This is a genomic window from Flavobacterium chilense (assembly GCF_001602525.1).
Taxonomy (GTDB): Bacteria; Bacteroidota; Bacteroidia; order Flavobacteriales; family Flavobacteriaceae; genus Flavobacterium; species Flavobacterium chilense.
In genome coordinates, this window is the sequence record NZ_LSYT01000010.1 from 110,691 (window position 1) to 125,307 (window position 14,617).

Consider the following 14,617-nt stretch of genomic DNA (forward strand, 5'->3'; position numbering starts at 1 on the left):
AAAAACATGAAAAACTTATTTTTCGCAAGTTTAATCTTGTTTGCTTTTAGCTCGATTGCAAAAGCACAACAATTAAAATCACCCGAAGGCAAGTTCGTAATGGAATTTTCTCTTCAAAACGACGGAACTCCAACGTACAATTTAAAATACAAAAACAAAGAAGTTGTAAAAACCAGTAAACTGGGTCTTGAACTTAAAGATGATAAAAAATCTTTACTAAATGACTTTACAGTTGTAGATACTAAAACTTCAACTTTTGATGAAACCTGGAAACCAGTTTGGGGAGAAGTAGATCACATCAGAAATCATTATAATGAATTGGCTGTAACTTTAAATCAAAAAGGAACAGACAGACAAATTGTAATTCGTTTTCGTTTATTCGAAGACGGTTTAGGATTTAGATATGAATTCCCGGCACAAAAGAACCTTACTTACTTTGTAATCAAAGAAGAAAGATCTCAATTTGCCATGACTGGAGATCATACTGCTTTCTGGATTCCGGGAGATTATGATACTCAGGAATACGATTACACCAAATCGAAATTATCTGAAATTAGAGGTCTATCTGAAAAAGCATATACGGCAAACGTTTCTCAAAAATCTTTTTCGCCAACAGGAGTTCAGACTTCTTTGATGTTAAAAACAAACGACGGAATTTACATCAACCTTCACGAAGCAGCTTTGATCAACTATTCTTGTATGCACTTGAATTTAGATGATAAAAACATGACTTTCGAATCTTGGTTAACTCCGGATGCAAAAGGTGATAAAGGGTATATGCAAGCGCCAAGCCACTCTCCTTGGAGAACTATTATAGTAAGCGATGATGCCAGAGAAATCTTAGCTTCAAAAATGACTTATAACTTAAACGATCCATCAAAAATTGAGAATACTTCCTGGATTAAACCAGTAAAATATGTTGGTGTTTGGTGGGAAATGATTACAGGAAAAAGCTCTTGGTCCTATACAAACGATTTCCCGACAGTTCAATTAGGCGTTTCTGATTTCTCAAAAGCAAAACCAAACGGAACTCACGGAGCAAACAATGCTAACGTAAAAAAATATATTGATTTCGCTGCTGCAAATGGTTTCGACGCTGTTTTGGTTGAAGGTTGGAACGAAGGCTGGGAAGACTGGTTTGGTCACTCAAAAGATTATGTTTTTGATTTCTTAACGCCTTATCCTGATTTTGATGTAAAAGGGTTACACGAATATGCAAAATCTAAAGGTGTAAAAATCATCATGCACCACGAAACTTCAGGATCTGTTCGTAACTACGAGCGTCATATGGACAAAGCGTATCAATTCATGAAAGACAATGGATATGATGCTGTAAAAAGTGGTTATGTAGGTGACATTTTACCTCGCGGTGAAAACCATTACGATCAATGGATTGTAAACCATTATCAATATGCTATCGAAAAAGCTGCTGATTACAAAATTATGGTGAACGCTCACGAAGCAGTTCGCCCTACAGGAATTGCAAGAACGTATCCTAACTTAATTGGAAACGAAGCAGCAAGAGGAACAGAATACCAGGCTTTTGGAGGTTCTAAACCAAATCACGTTACCGTTTTACCATTTACACGTTTAATTGGAGGCCCAATGGATTACACTCCTGGAATCTTCGAAATGGATATCAGCAAAATGAATCCGGATAACAAATCGCATGTAAACAGTACAATTGCAAATCAATTAGCTTTATATGTTACCATGTACAGTCCGCTACAAATGGCGGCTGATACTCCGGAGAACTACAACCGTTTTCCAGATGCATTCCAATTCATTAAAGATGTAGCTGTAGATTGGTCAGAAAGTAAATATATCGAGGCTGAGCCTGGAGATTTTATCACAGTTGCACGTAAAGCAAAAGGAACAAACAACTGGTTCGTTGGAAACGTAAACGGAGAAACTCCTCGCACATCAAACATTGATTTCAGCTTCCTTGAAAAAGGAAAAAAATACACCGCAACAATCTATGCTGATGCAAAAGATGCGCATTACAAAACTAATCCGCAAGCTTATACAATCAAGAAAATTGCTGTAACAAATAAATCAAAATTATCACAGTTATCTGCTCCTGGCGGAGGTTATGCAATAAGCATTATTGAAAATAAATAATTTTAATTAACCATATAAGAAATGTAAGTCCATTTAAATAGAAATCTCCCCAGTTTTTGTCTTAAATGTTCTTACATTTCTTATATGGTTTAAACTATACTCCTACAAGGTTTTGTAAATCTTGCAGAAAATCGATGTCAACTATATTACTGCAGAGACAATGAAAAAAACTACAATACCTATTCTTCTAAGTTTACTTCTTTTGAATTGTACTAAAAATGAAAAAACATTCGATTCTTTAGAATATTCTTATGGAGGAACATTTAGCGAACTTTATTCTCTAAAATTCACCGACAATGATACTGTTTATATATATCAAGAATGGATTGTAAAAGACTTTGGCGACAGTATTTCTGACCCAAAAAGCAAAACACAATATTATGGAATTATAAATCCTGAAGAAAAACTAAAACTATATAACTACATAGAAAAAGTCAATCTATTCAAATACAAATCAGAATATTACGAAAATTATCTTGATGGAAGTTGCTATGCAATTGCTATAAAAAAAGACACTAAAAGCAAAACAATATTTGCACATAGCCATGAAACTCCAAAAGAGATTGATTCAATTGCGAGATGGATAAACAAGATCAAGAAAAACCTCATCTTAAAGGAGACTAAAAAACATCTTATTTATAAAACTTCAGAATCCGTTTTTCCGCCACCTCCACCACCTCTAATTCAAAAAAACAATAATTAAATTTTCATTAATTTAAAATTCAAATTATGAACATCAAAAAGGCATATTTTAATATAAATCACACATTCTATAAACTAATCCTTTTGGTTCTCTTGTTTTCCGCTTCCGCGAAAGCGCAAATTCAAAAAGTAGAACCGCCATTTTGGTACGCCGGAATGAAAAATTCGGAACTGCAGATTATGTTCTACGGAAAAAACATTGCACAATACGAAACTTCGGTTTCAAATAATGTGGTGATTAAAAACGTCGAAAAAACAGAGAATCCAAATTACCTTTTTGTAACAATTGATACAAAAGACATCAAAGCTTCTGAATTGATTTTCTCTTTCAAAAACAAAAACAAAGTAGCTTTTACACAGAAATATTCACTTAAAGAAAGAAGAGCAAATTCTGCCGACAGAAAAAGCTACGATGCATCGGATTTGATTTACTTAATCATGCCGGATCGTTTTGCTAACGGAAATCCGAAAAACGACAGCGACGCTTCTTTAACTGAAAAAGGAAACCGCCAGGATCCAAGCGGACGCCACGGAGGAGATATCGAAGGAATCATTAAAAACTTAGACTATATTTCGTCTCTTGGTGCGACGACTATTTGGAGCACACCTTTATGCGAAGACAACGATAAACAGCATTCGTACCATACTTACGGACAATCTGATGTTTACAAAATAGATCCACGTTACGGAACTAATGACGATTACGCACGTCTATCTGCAGAAATGCACAAAAAGAACATGAAATTGGTTATGGATTACGTGACGAATCACTGGGGAATTACACACTGGATGATGAAAGATATCCCAACCAAAACATGGTTCAATCAATTCGAAACTTTCACACAGACACATCACCGTCGTGAAGTAATTACAGATATTCACGCTTCAAAAATCGATCAGGAAGTTTGTGTTGATGGATGGTTTGTACCTTCAATGCCAGATTTAAATTTAAGAAATCCTCTTGTTGCAAAATACCTGACTCAAAATGCAATCTGGTGGATTGAATTTGCCAATCTTGACGGATTTAGAGTGGATACGTATAATTATTCGGATCAAAAAGCAATGGCAAATTGGGCAAAATCAATTACAAACGAATATCCGAACTTCAATATCGTAGGTGAAATCTGGATGCACAATCAGGCGAATTTAGCTTTTTGGCAGAAAGACAGTAAAATTGGTGCCATTGAAAACTATAATTCAAATCTTCCAAGTGTGATGGATTTTACGCTTCAAAGTCAGATTGCTTCTGCTTTTAGTGAAAATGAGCCAAGCTGGGATAACGGATTGATTAAATTCTACAACAATTTTGCAATGGATTTTTTATATCCAAACACCAATAATATTTTAGTTTTTGCCGAAAATCATGACACAGACCGTATGAATCATAACTTTAAATATGATTTACCAAAATACAAACTGGCGATGACTTTGTTGGCAACGGTTCGCGGAATTCCACAGATTTATTACGGTTCAGAGATTGGAATGGGTGGTGACAAAGGCAAAGGAGATGATGCCGATATTCGTCAGGATTTCCCGGGCGGATGGGCTGGCGACAAAAACAATGCTTTTACAAAAGAAGGGAGAACTCCTGAACAAGCAGCTTACTTTGATTTCAGTTCGAAATTATTCAACTGGAGAAAAACAAATGAAGCGGTTCATTTCGGAAAAATGACACATTACATTCCGGAAAACAATACGTATGTATATTTTAGATATACAGATGCAAAAACCGTAATGGTAATCTTCAACAACAATGCAAAAGAGCAGGTTGTAAAAACAAACCGTTTTAAAGAAAACATCAAAAACTTTAAACTAGGAAAAGATGTTATTTCAGGAAAAACATTCGATTTAGCTACTGAAATTACTTTAGAACCAAAATCAGCTTTGGTTTTAGAACTGGAATAAAAACGAAATACGTTTAATTTTTTTCCGCCACGAATTCACGAATTTTTATTGTAAAAGATTGTAAAAAAATAATTCGTGAATTCGTGGCGGAAATTTATAGACAATATTATGAAAAAATACACTTTCCTTTCTCTATCTTTAGTATACTTAATCATGAGTTGTTCTGGCTCAAAATCAGTTACAATGAATAACGAAAATACTTCGAAAACACCTTTCGTTTGGGAAGGAGCAAATGTTTATTTTTTACTTACAGATCGTTTTTATAATGGAGACACTTCAAACGACATCAATTTCAACCGAACCAAAACCCCGGGAAAATTACGCGGTTTTGAAGGCGGTGACATCATCGGAATTACCCAAAAAATCGAATCCGGATATTTTGAAAAATTAGGAATAAATGCCATTTGGCTTACGCCGATTGTCGAGCAGATTCACGATGGCGTTGATGAAGGAACTGGATTGAGTTATGGCTTTCACGGTTATTGGGCAAAAGACTGGACGGCTCTCGATCCAAATTTCGGAACCAAAGAAGACTTAGCCAATCTGGTCAAAAAAGCCCACGAGAAAGGTATCAGAATAATTCTTGACGGCGTAATTAATCATACAGGACCCGTAACTCCGGAAGATCCCGTTTGGCCTTCTGACTGGGTGAGAACTGGTATTGTCTGCGATTATAAATCTTTCGAAAATTCTACTATGTGTACTTTGGTTGAAAATCTTCCAGACGTAAAAACCGAAAGCACTCAAAATGTAGAATTGCCTCCTTTTTTAATCGAAAAATGGAAAAAAGAAGCTCGTTACGAAAAAGAAATTGCTTCACTGGATGAATTTTTCAAAAGAACAGGATACCCAAGAAGCCCAAAATATTACATCATAAAATGGCTTACAGATTACATTCTGGAATTCGGAATTGACGGTTATCGTGCCGATACGGTAAAACATACCGAAGAAGGCGTTTGGGCTGATTTTAAAACACAATGTGATTACGCATTCGAAACCTGGAAAAAACATCATCCGCTGGAAGTCTTAGATCAAAATCCGTTTTACACCATTGCCGAAGTTTACGGTTACGGAATCAGTGGCGGACAGGATTATGATTTTGGAGATCGAAAAGTAAATTATTTCCAAAATGGTTTTAACAGTATGATCAATTTTGAATTTAAATGGAATGCGCTCAAAACGATTACGAAGGTTTATTTTCTAAATATTCGAATGCGCTGAATAATGATTTAAAAGGATATTCCGTCCTTAATTATATGTCTTCTCACGACGACGGACAGCCTTTTGATGCTAATCGAACAAAAGGTATTGAAGCAGGAACTAAATTATTGCTTTCTCCGGGAATGTCTCAGGTTTATTATGGTGATGAATTGGCGCGATCCCTAGTTATTGAAGGAACTCAGGGCGATGCCACTTTACGCTCGAATATGAATTGGGATGTTATTCAAAACAATCCTGAAACGCAGAAAACACTTCTGCATTGGCAGAAATTAGGACAATTTAGAAGAAATCATCCTGCGGTTGGAGCTGGTATTCATAAATTAATTAATCCGTATCCTTATACTTTTTCAAGAACCTTTACCAAAGGCGCTTTTACAGATAAAGTTGTTATGGGTGTAGATTTACCAAAAGGCAGAAAAGAACTTCCCGTTGGCGACATCTTCCCAAACGGAACTAAATTAAAAGACACCTATTCCAATCAAGACGTGGAAGTTATTGATGGTAAAGTAATTATTGACAATGATTTTGATATTGTTTTACTGGAACTAATTTAACCGCAAAGATTTTTTTAGCCACGACCCGAGCGATAGCGAATAGGCGAAGCAATTCACGAATTATTTTTCTACAATCTTTGAGAATAAAAAATTCGTGAATTCGTGGCTATTTAATTTCACAAATTATTTGTGCACCTTGTGTAAAACTTTGCGACCTTTGCGGTTAAACTCACAACAAATGCTGAAGATTGCACATCGAGGCGCCAAAGCCTACGAACCTGAAAATACTTTGCAAGCTTTCCAAAAAGCCTTAGACCTAAATTCAGACGGAATTGAACTTGATGTTCATCTAAGCGCTGACGGACATATTATAGTAATTCATGACGAAACCATCGACAGAACCACTAACGGTAAAGGTTTAGTTAATGATTATTCTTTAGCTGAATTAAAATCATTTCTGATTGATGAGAAATATCAAATCCCAACTTTAAATGAGGTTTTTGATCTGGTTGATAAAAAATGTCTCATCAATATCGAATTAAAAGGGTTAGGAACCGCCCCTAAAGTTGTCAATTTAATTGAACAATATATCTCAGAAAAAAACTGGAATTATAATCATTTTATTATTTCAAGTTTCGATTGGAATATGCTGGAGGAAACATCAAGCCTAAATCCAAATATCCCAATTGGTGTTTTAACAGAAGAAAATCTTGATACTGCTTTGGCTTTCGCCGAAACTATAAAAGCAAAAGCCATTAATCCTGATTTTAATTTATTGAATGAAGAAAATGTTCATCAAATGCAGGAAAAAGGATTCTTAGTTTTACCCTGGACAGTAAACTCTAAAGAAGATATTCAAAAAGTAAAAAGTTATAAAGTAAACGGAATTATCTCTGATAATCCAGATCATATTTAATTTGATTCTTCAGAAAATAATATTCTTTTTTTTAATAAAAATAAAAATTATTTCATAATATATCAATTCGAAAACAATATCAAATAAACTACCTCGGTGCAGAGTCCACGAGGTATTAATTGGAAATTATTTTTTCTTCGAAGTAGAGCTTCGAGGAATTAAACCTAAAGAGATTAAAGCTTATCAAATCTTCTTTGGTTTTTAATTATATTTACTAAGTTAATTTTTTTATCAAAATGAAAATAAAAGATATTCACATAAAAAACTTTAAAGGAATTGAATCAATTGATTTAATATTCAATGAACAGTTTAACGTTTTAATAGGGGAAAATGGAGCCGGGAAATCTTCAATTCTTGATGCAATTTCAATTGGATTAGGTACATTTTTAATGAACACTTCTGCATCTTTTGGATTAAAAGGGACAAAATCAAGACCTTTACTTAAAGATGAAATACGAAAAATAATAGTTTCTGATGATAACATAGAACTTTCCAATGTTGTTGTAAGCGGTACATTTTGTATTGACGCAATCAATGATTGCATTACATGGAAAAGGGAACAAAATATAGGCGCCAAACAGTTTACAGTTAGAGATGCTTCTCAATTAAAAAAATATGGACGAGAAATAATAGATGGCTTAAGAAATGACATCAATTTTCCTCTATTTGCCAATCATACAACAGGAAGATTATGGGGACAAATTTACGAAAAATCAAAAACAGAAAAGAAAATTGAATATGAAAAAATAGGTTCCAGATTGGACGGATATTATGCATGCTTGGATCCTCGCTCCATTGATCAAAAATTTTTAAATTGGTTTAAAACCTATGAAGATAATATATTAAAATTCAACAAAGATAGAGCATTATACGATGCCTTTACAAGGGCAATAACTTCAATGGTTAAGGATTGGAATAAAATCCATTTCCATTGGGGATTAGATGATATTTTGGGAGAAAACAAAGATGGAAAATGGATACAACTTCGCAGTTTAAGTGATGGTTATAAAGGAATTATTAGTTTGACTGCAGATATTGCATATCGAGCGATTAAATTAAATCCTCATTTAGGAGAAAGAGCCGTTTTGGAAACAGAAGGAATTGTATTAATTGACGAATTAGATATGCATTTACATCCAAAATGGCAACGTCATATTGTAGAAGATTTAAAGCGAACTTTTCCTAAAATTCAATTTATTGTTACTACACATTCACCTTTTATAGTACAATCTTTAAAAAGAGAAGAAGTAATTAGCTTAGATGTTGAATTTATTAATGAAGATCCGTTTACAAAGAGTATTGAAGAAATAGCGGAGCAAGATATGGATGTTGTGAACGTTCAAAGAAGTCAAAAATTTATTCATTTTCAAGAAGTAGCTTCACAATATTTCAATTTAATCGAGGAAGGTAAAAATTCAGAAAACGATCAAACAACGCAACGCTTAAAAGAAGAATTAGATTCTTTAGAACTTGAATTTAATGATGACCCTGTTTATGTGGCATTAATGCAAGCTGAACGTAAAACTGAACTTCCTTAAATGAGACCAGTAAATAAATTAAGATATACTACAAATCAAATTGAGTATAAACCGTATGGTAATGCAAAACCTTTTTTAATTGATGCAATTGGTAAATACTGCTCATTTTGTGAAAGAGAAGGTTTTAGTTCCTCTTTAGATGTTGAACATATAGAATATAAAGATACCCATAGAGACAAAGAGTTCTTGTGGAGTAATTTCCTATTGGCTTGCAAAAATTGTAATTCTATCAAAGGCACAACAGAAATAATCTTTGAAAATATTATATTACCTCATTTACAAGATACTTTTTCCCCATTTGAATATTTAGAAAGTGGATACATTAAGATTAAAGACGAAGTCAGTGATCCTTTAAGAACAAAAGTTATACAATTGATTGATTTAGTAGGATTAGACAGACGTCCTGGAAGTCCTAAATACAGCACCAAAGATGACCGTTGGCAAGAAAGAAAGCAATCATGGGAATTAAGTCAGAAATATTTAAAAAAATATACTGATAATAAATGTGATATTGAAACAATCGTTGACTTATCAAAAAATGTTGGATTTTGGTCTATCTGGATGAACACATTTAAAAATTTCCCTATAGTTCAGAAAGCATTAATTGATAATTTTTCAGGCACAAATTTGGCTTTTTTTAATCAATAGTAACTATCAAAAATACTTAAAAAATAGTGTCTTTTATAACTTCAACTAAAGGATAAAAACGTCAAATTCGTGGCTAACAAAAAAATATGATCAAAAATTTCGACATAATCATCGTTGGCGGAGGCGCAGCTGGTTTTTTTACCGCAATTAATATTGCAGAGAAAAATCCGAAACTAAAAATTGCCATTTTAGAAAGAGGAAAAGAAGTGCTTTCTAAAGTGCGTGTTTCCGGAGGCGGAAGATGCAACGTAACACACGCCTGTTTTGAACCTAATGAATTAGTAAAATTTTATCCTCGCGGCGAAAAAGAACTTCGAGGTCCGTTTCATCAATTCTGTTCAGGAGATACAATCGAATGGTTCGAAAAACATGGCGTAGAATTAAAAATCGAAGAAGACGGCAGAATGTTTCCCGTTTCGAATTCATCACAAACCATAATTGATTGTTTCTTAAAAGCAACTGAGAAATTAGGCATAAAAGTATTGACAGGACAAAGCGTACAATCCATTTTCAAAAAAGAAAATCATTGGAAAATTGATACACAAACTGATAATTATGCTACCGAAAAATTAGTAATGGCAACGGGAAGTAATCCAAAAATTTGGGAAATGCTTCAGGAACAAGGACACGCCATTATAAGCCCTGTTCCTTCTCTATTTACTTTCAATATCAAAGATTCTCGAATTAAAGAATTGCCAGGCGTTGCTGCACAAGTTACTGTTCATGTAAAAGATACCAAACTAGAATCGACAGGACCTTTATTAATTACCCATTGGGGAATGAGCGGTCCTGCAATTCTGAAGCTTTCGGCTTGGGGCGCACGTATTTTGCATGACAAGAACTATCAGTTTACCATTTTTGTCAATTGGTTAAATGATGTTGATTTTGAAGATGCCGAAAAAATCCTAAAAGAATTAAAACAAGAACACGCTAAAAAAGCCGTTTCTAAGAAATCTCCTTTTGACTTTCCGAATCGTTTATGGGAAAGTTTGGTTTTGGCTTCGGGAATAGATTCAGAAACCAAATGGGCAGATTTATCTAAAATTCAATTGCAGAACCTTGCTTCACAATTAACAAAAGCAGAATTTAAAGTCAACGGAAAAAGTACTTTTAAAGAAGAGTTTGTAACGGCTGGTGGAATCGATTTAAAGGAAATCAACTTCAAAACCATGGAAAGTAAAATTCACGAAAACCTTTATTTTGCTGGTGAAATTGTAAACATCGACGCTATTACAGGCGGATTTAATTTTCAGAATGCCTGGACAAGCGGATTTATTCTGGCTCAAAATATTTAATACAACATGAAATTTAAAGGAATTATTTTTGATTTAGACGGAACTTTAGTCAATTCTTTAGAAGACATCTCAGATGCGATGAATAAAGTACTTACCGCTTTAAATTATCCTACACATACTTACGACACTTATCAATATTTTATTGGGAGTGGTTTACGAAATCTGGTAAGTAAAGCTTTACCTGCTACAAACAATTCTGATGATGAAATCGAAAGTTGTTTTGAATGTATGGTCGATGAATACACTAAAATCTGTACGCTGAAAACAAAACCTTATGAAGGTATTGTAGAATTGCTAGAAAATCTGACTTCGCAAAACATCAAAATGGCTGTTTTCTCTAACAAAGCGGATGAATTGACGAAGAAAATAGCTTATGAATTGTTTCCAAAACAATTTGACACAGCGGTTGGATTGAGTACAGAAGAACTGAAAAAACCAAATCCTTTTGAAGCGATTGAAATCAGTAAAAAATGGAATTTAAAACCAGAAGAAATCCTGTTTGTAGGCGATTCTGATATTGATATGAAAACGGCAGTAAACGCTAATATGTTTCCTGTTGGCGTTGCTTGGGGCTACAGAACCGAAGAAGAATTGAAAAACAGCGGTGCAAAAGCGGTTATAAACAATGCTTCGGAATTAATCGAAATATTGTAAATCGTGAATGCTGAGTTACAAAAACAAATCCTATCAATCGCTTCGTTTTCTGAAAATGAAATTGAAACAATTGCTTCTTGTTTTGAATACGAAAAGTTTAATGCTAGAGAATACCTTTCGTCGATGGGAAAAATAAGCACCAAGATTTTCTTTATTGTTGAAGGTTTAGCAAGAGTTTATTATCTCAAAGACGGAAAAGAAATTACGACTTATTTAAGCTCTGATGAAGGTTTTATTGCTTCTTATTCCAGTTTCATCAACCAATCTGTTTCTTTTGAAAATATTCAATGTATTGAAGATTGCGAAGTGCTTTCGATTACTTTCAAAAAAATGCAGTTTTTATATAACGAAATTCCGAATTGGGAACGTGTTGGAAGAATTTTAGCAGAACAGAATTATCTGTGTATGGCTGATCGCGTTTTAAAACTCCAAATGATTCCGGCAAAAGAAAAATACCAGACTTTTTTAGCTTCGGCTCCAGCCAAAATAATTCAGCGAACGCCTTTAATTTATATCGCTTCTTTTCTGGGAATTACGCCAGAATCGTTGAGCAGAATCCGTCAGGACATTTCTTAACATTTATCAAGTGAGTTGAAAAACAGATTTCAAATCTTTGCCAATATAAAATTCAAGAAAATGAAAACTATTGCCAAAGACGTTTATCAAATACCTTTATTCCCAAGAAATGCTATCAATTGTTATTTGATTGAAGATGTTTTAATTGATGCCGGAATTCGGAGTTCTTCAAATACCATTTTAAAAGCTTTAAAAGACAAAACGGTAAATAAACATGTCTTAACGCACGCCCACGCCGACCATCAGGGAAGCAGCAAAGTAATCTGCGAAACTTTAAATATTCCGCTTTTATGCAGTGAGCCTGAAAAAGAATTCGCAGAAAACGGAAATGTAATTACAGAATATCCAAATCCTAATCATCTCATTTCGAAGTTTCAGAAAAACTTCTGGGCAGGAAAAGGATATACCGTTTCTCAAACCTTAAAAGAAGGCGATCAAATTGGTGGATTTATTGTAATTGAAACCCCAGGACATTCAAGCGGACATTTGTCTTTTTTCAGAGAAAAAGACGGTCTATTAATTGTAGGTGATGTGATGACCAACATGAATTTGTTGACTACAAAAGTTGGTCTGCATGAACCTCCTCATTTATTTACAACAAATCAGAAAACAAATAGACAATCAATTCAAAAACTGGCTTCTTTAAAACCTAAAATACTTTGTTTTGGTCATGGGCCTGTTTTATTAAATAACGGAGAATTTGAGATGTTTGCTAAAAGTATCCAATAATATAATTAACAAGAATTTACAGGTTTTGTAAGTTTTCGTTAAGACAATTCTAATAATTTTACCTTCAGTTAAAAAACTATTAAATGAAGGTAAAACTACTTACAACGATTTCTTTTTTCACTTATCAGCTTACTATTTCTCAAACAGAGAAGTTACTTCACGGAAAAGTGCTGTCTAACAATTTCCCTCTTACAAAAGTAGAGGTTATCAATAAAACAGCCATGACCAGCACTACAACAGATTATTTAGGAGACTTTTCAATTATGGTTAAACCTAAAGATAGTTTGCTGTTTTTTCATAAGGATCACTTTTTTACAAGATTAAAAATAGCTCCGGAAAATATTGACAAAAATAATATTGTTGTAAACATGATTCCAAGACCAGAGGAATTAGACGAAGTTGTAATAACCAATATGAAACTTCAGTCATTTAAAATTTCCCAAAATGATATTGACACAATAAAGTTCACAAAAGATGCCGCATCTTTGCAAAAATATACTGGCGTTTATGATGGAACAATCACAAATGGAATGGACTTTGCCCGAATGGGAACTGGAATTTTAAACTTATTTAAAAACGACAAGAAAGAAGATCTCAAAAAGAAAACAGAAGATAGCAGTTTTAAGAAACTCGTAGGAGCATCAATTCCTTCCACTTTTTACACCAAGGATTTAAAATTGTCATCTGAAGAGGTTGAACTATTTCTGGATTTCTGTGATGCTGATCCAAGATCTAAAAACCTTTTACAAAACAATAATATATTAACTACAATGGATTTTTTGTATACTAAAAATGAAGAATTTAAGAAACTGAAATAGATTTTTTCAGGTTTTTCCATTTTATAAGAAACACGATAAAAGCAATTAATAATATAACAGCAATTATTGATATGATTATTAAACTTGTTTCAATTTGATAAACATAATAATCAATTGATTTGTTATTTTCTCTCACAGCTTTAATTTGCCTGCTATAACTCCTGCTTTTCTGAAGATCATATGCATAGTCACTTATAGCAGTGTTGATAATTCTCGAAATGAGCAGATCGTCTTCATAGCCATATACTCTCGCAAGTTTAAAAACTCGAATAGCGTTTTTATGTTCTCCTTTAAGCTCCACAAGATTTCCTAGCTCGAAAAGTAGAATTGAAATAATTTTATCTTTAGGTTCAATAAATGACATTCTCTCATTTACTTGAAAATAGACCGCTTTTGCTAATTTGTCAACTTCTTCATTTGATAATTTCGTTTGAGGGAGGCCTATATTTCCAAAACTTGTATTAATTAAAAACTCACCAGATACATCTTTTAAATTTTTAATTTTTGCTTCTAATATTTTTAAATGAAGCCATTCAGAACCATTATGAGATTTAGGATTGATTTCAATAGATTTTTTAATCCAGGTATATGCTTTTTTATTGTCACCCATCAATTCATAAAGAGTTCCAAGATTAGAAGCTGTTGAATATCTATTGGGATTTGTTTTTTCAATATTCAAATACAAATTTAAAGCTTCAACATATTTTTTTTGAACGATTAAAAGATACCCTTTATCCGACAAATAATCTATATCTTTTGTTTTATTATATGCACTGTCAAGTTCTTTTATAATTTTAGGATAATCACGAGTAAAAAAATTATGACCATGAGGAACCAGCCCCCTGTAATCAATATAAGCATAAGCTCCATTTTTCAAAATTTTAGTTTCACCATTCAAACAAGCAAAAGTTTTAAAAGTGATTAAAACCAAAACAACAACAAAAAACTTCAATTTATTCATAAAAGAATTTTACGTAAAGGATTAAACCTGAAACAAAGA

12 protein-coding genes and 1 pseudogene are annotated in these 14,617 nt (G+C 33.3%); 12 read left to right on the forward strand and 1 reads right to left on the reverse strand.

Going from position 1 to position 14,617, the window contains the following annotated elements:
- Nucleotides 1-6 precede the first annotated feature (6 nt).
- The 12 genes and pseudogenes from A4F88_RS21030 to A4F88_RS21085 all read left to right on the forward strand — a co-directional run bounded on the left by A4F88_RS21030 (nucleotide 7) and on the right by A4F88_RS21085 (nucleotide 13,617).
- Nucleotides 7-2,121, forward strand: coding sequence for a glycoside hydrolase family 97 protein (locus A4F88_RS21030; RefSeq protein WP_068844736.1), 2,115 nt, complete (start codon nucleotides 7-9; stop codon nucleotides 2,119-2,121).
- A 160-nt stretch (nucleotides 2,122-2,281) separates the two neighbouring features.
- Nucleotides 2,282-2,824: a hypothetical protein gene (locus A4F88_RS21035; protein WP_068844737.1), complete on the forward strand. Its 543-nt coding sequence runs from the start codon at nucleotides 2,282-2,284 to the stop codon at nucleotides 2,822-2,824.
- Nucleotides 2,825-2,850: 26 nt separating this feature from the next.
- Nucleotides 2,851-4,728: a glycoside hydrolase family 13 protein gene (locus A4F88_RS21040; RefSeq protein WP_068844738.1), complete on the forward strand. Its 1,878-nt coding sequence runs from the start codon at nucleotides 2,851-2,853 to the stop codon at nucleotides 4,726-4,728.
- A 108-nt stretch (nucleotides 4,729-4,836) separates the two neighbouring features.
- Nucleotides 4,837-6,503, forward strand: a pseudogene (locus tag A4F88_RS21045) (alpha-amylase family glycosyl hydrolase).
- A 178-nt stretch (nucleotides 6,504-6,681) separates the two neighbouring features.
- Complete coding sequence (locus A4F88_RS21050; protein ID WP_068844739.1) at nucleotides 6,682-7,359, forward strand: glycerophosphodiester phosphodiesterase; 678 nt, start codon at nucleotides 6,682-6,684, stop codon at nucleotides 7,357-7,359.
- A gap of 236 nt (nucleotides 7,360-7,595) precedes the next feature.
- Nucleotides 7,596-8,897 carry an AAA family ATPase gene (locus A4F88_RS21055; RefSeq protein ID WP_068844740.1) on the forward strand — a complete coding sequence of 434 codons (1,302 nt, stop codon included), beginning with the start codon at nucleotides 7,596-7,598 and terminating at the stop codon, nucleotides 8,895-8,897.
- Entirely contained in the window at nucleotides 8,898-9,545 is a 648-nt protein-coding gene (locus tag A4F88_RS21060) for an HNH endonuclease (protein WP_068844741.1), read from the forward strand.
- 86 nt (nucleotides 9,546-9,631) lie between these two features.
- Nucleotides 9,632-10,840, forward strand: a complete 1,209-nt coding sequence (locus tag A4F88_RS21065; protein ID WP_068844742.1) for a BaiN/RdsA family NAD(P)/FAD-dependent oxidoreductase — start codon at nucleotides 9,632-9,634, stop codon at nucleotides 10,838-10,840.
- 6 nt (nucleotides 10,841-10,846) lie between these two features.
- Nucleotides 10,847-11,494 carry an HAD family hydrolase gene (locus A4F88_RS21070; RefSeq protein ID WP_068844743.1) on the forward strand — a complete coding sequence of 216 codons (648 nt, stop codon included), beginning with the start codon at nucleotides 10,847-10,849 and terminating at the stop codon, nucleotides 11,492-11,494.
- Nucleotides 11,495-11,497: 3 nt separating this feature from the next.
- Nucleotides 11,498-12,070 carry a Crp/Fnr family transcriptional regulator gene (locus A4F88_RS21075; RefSeq protein ID WP_068844744.1) on the forward strand — a complete coding sequence of 191 codons (573 nt, stop codon included), beginning with the start codon at nucleotides 11,498-11,500 and terminating at the stop codon, nucleotides 12,068-12,070.
- A 60-nt stretch (nucleotides 12,071-12,130) separates the two neighbouring features.
- Nucleotides 12,131-12,799: an MBL fold metallo-hydrolase gene (locus A4F88_RS21080; RefSeq protein ID WP_068844745.1), complete on the forward strand. Its 669-nt coding sequence runs from the start codon at nucleotides 12,131-12,133 to the stop codon at nucleotides 12,797-12,799.
- An 83-nt stretch (nucleotides 12,800-12,882) separates the two neighbouring features.
- Nucleotides 12,883-13,617, forward strand: a complete 735-nt coding sequence (locus A4F88_RS21085) for a hypothetical protein (RefSeq protein WP_068844746.1) — start codon at nucleotides 12,883-12,885, stop codon at nucleotides 13,615-13,617.
- On the opposite strand, the gene A4F88_RS21090 is transcribed toward A4F88_RS21085, so the two are convergent.
- Entirely contained in the window at nucleotides 13,601-14,578 is a 978-nt protein-coding gene (locus A4F88_RS21090; RefSeq protein ID WP_068844747.1) for a tetratricopeptide repeat protein, read from the reverse strand. The genes A4F88_RS21085 and A4F88_RS21090 overlap by 17 nt on opposite strands.
- Between the last annotated feature and the right edge of the window lie 39 nt (nucleotides 14,579-14,617).

Excerpts from the sequence above, each read along its gene's own strand:
- A4F88_RS21030 (WP_068844736.1), top strand. The coding sequence starts at position 7 with ATGAAAAACTTATTTTTCGCAAGTTTAATCTTGTTTGCTTTTAGCTCG.
- A4F88_RS21035 (WP_068844737.1), top strand. The coding sequence starts at position 2,282 with ATGAAAAAAACTACAATACCTATTCTTCTAAGTTTACTTCTTTTGAAT.
- A4F88_RS21040 (WP_068844738.1), top strand. The coding sequence starts at position 2,851 with ATGAACATCAAAAAGGCATATTTTAATATAAATCACACATTCTATAAA.
- A4F88_RS21050 (WP_068844739.1), top strand. The coding sequence starts at position 6,682 with ATGCTGAAGATTGCACATCGAGGCGCCAAAGCCTACGAACCTGAAAAT.
- A4F88_RS21055 (WP_068844740.1), top strand. The coding sequence starts at position 7,596 with ATGAAAATAAAAGATATTCACATAAAAAACTTTAAAGGAATTGAATCA.
- A4F88_RS21060 (WP_068844741.1), top strand. The coding sequence starts at position 8,898 with ATGAGACCAGTAAATAAATTAAGATATACTACAAATCAAATTGAGTAT.
- A4F88_RS21065 (WP_068844742.1), top strand. The coding sequence starts at position 9,632 with ATGATCAAAAATTTCGACATAATCATCGTTGGCGGAGGCGCAGCTGGT.
- A4F88_RS21070 (WP_068844743.1), top strand. The coding sequence starts at position 10,847 with ATGAAATTTAAAGGAATTATTTTTGATTTAGACGGAACTTTAGTCAAT.
- A4F88_RS21080 (WP_068844745.1), top strand. The coding sequence starts at position 12,131 with ATGAAAACTATTGCCAAAGACGTTTATCAAATACCTTTATTCCCAAGA.
- A4F88_RS21085 (WP_068844746.1), top strand. The coding sequence starts at position 12,883 with ATGAAGGTAAAACTACTTACAACGATTTCTTTTTTCACTTATCAGCTT.
- A4F88_RS21090 (WP_068844747.1), bottom strand. The coding sequence starts at position 14,578 with ATGAATAAATTGAAGTTTTTTGTTGTTGTTTTGGTTTTAATCACTTTT.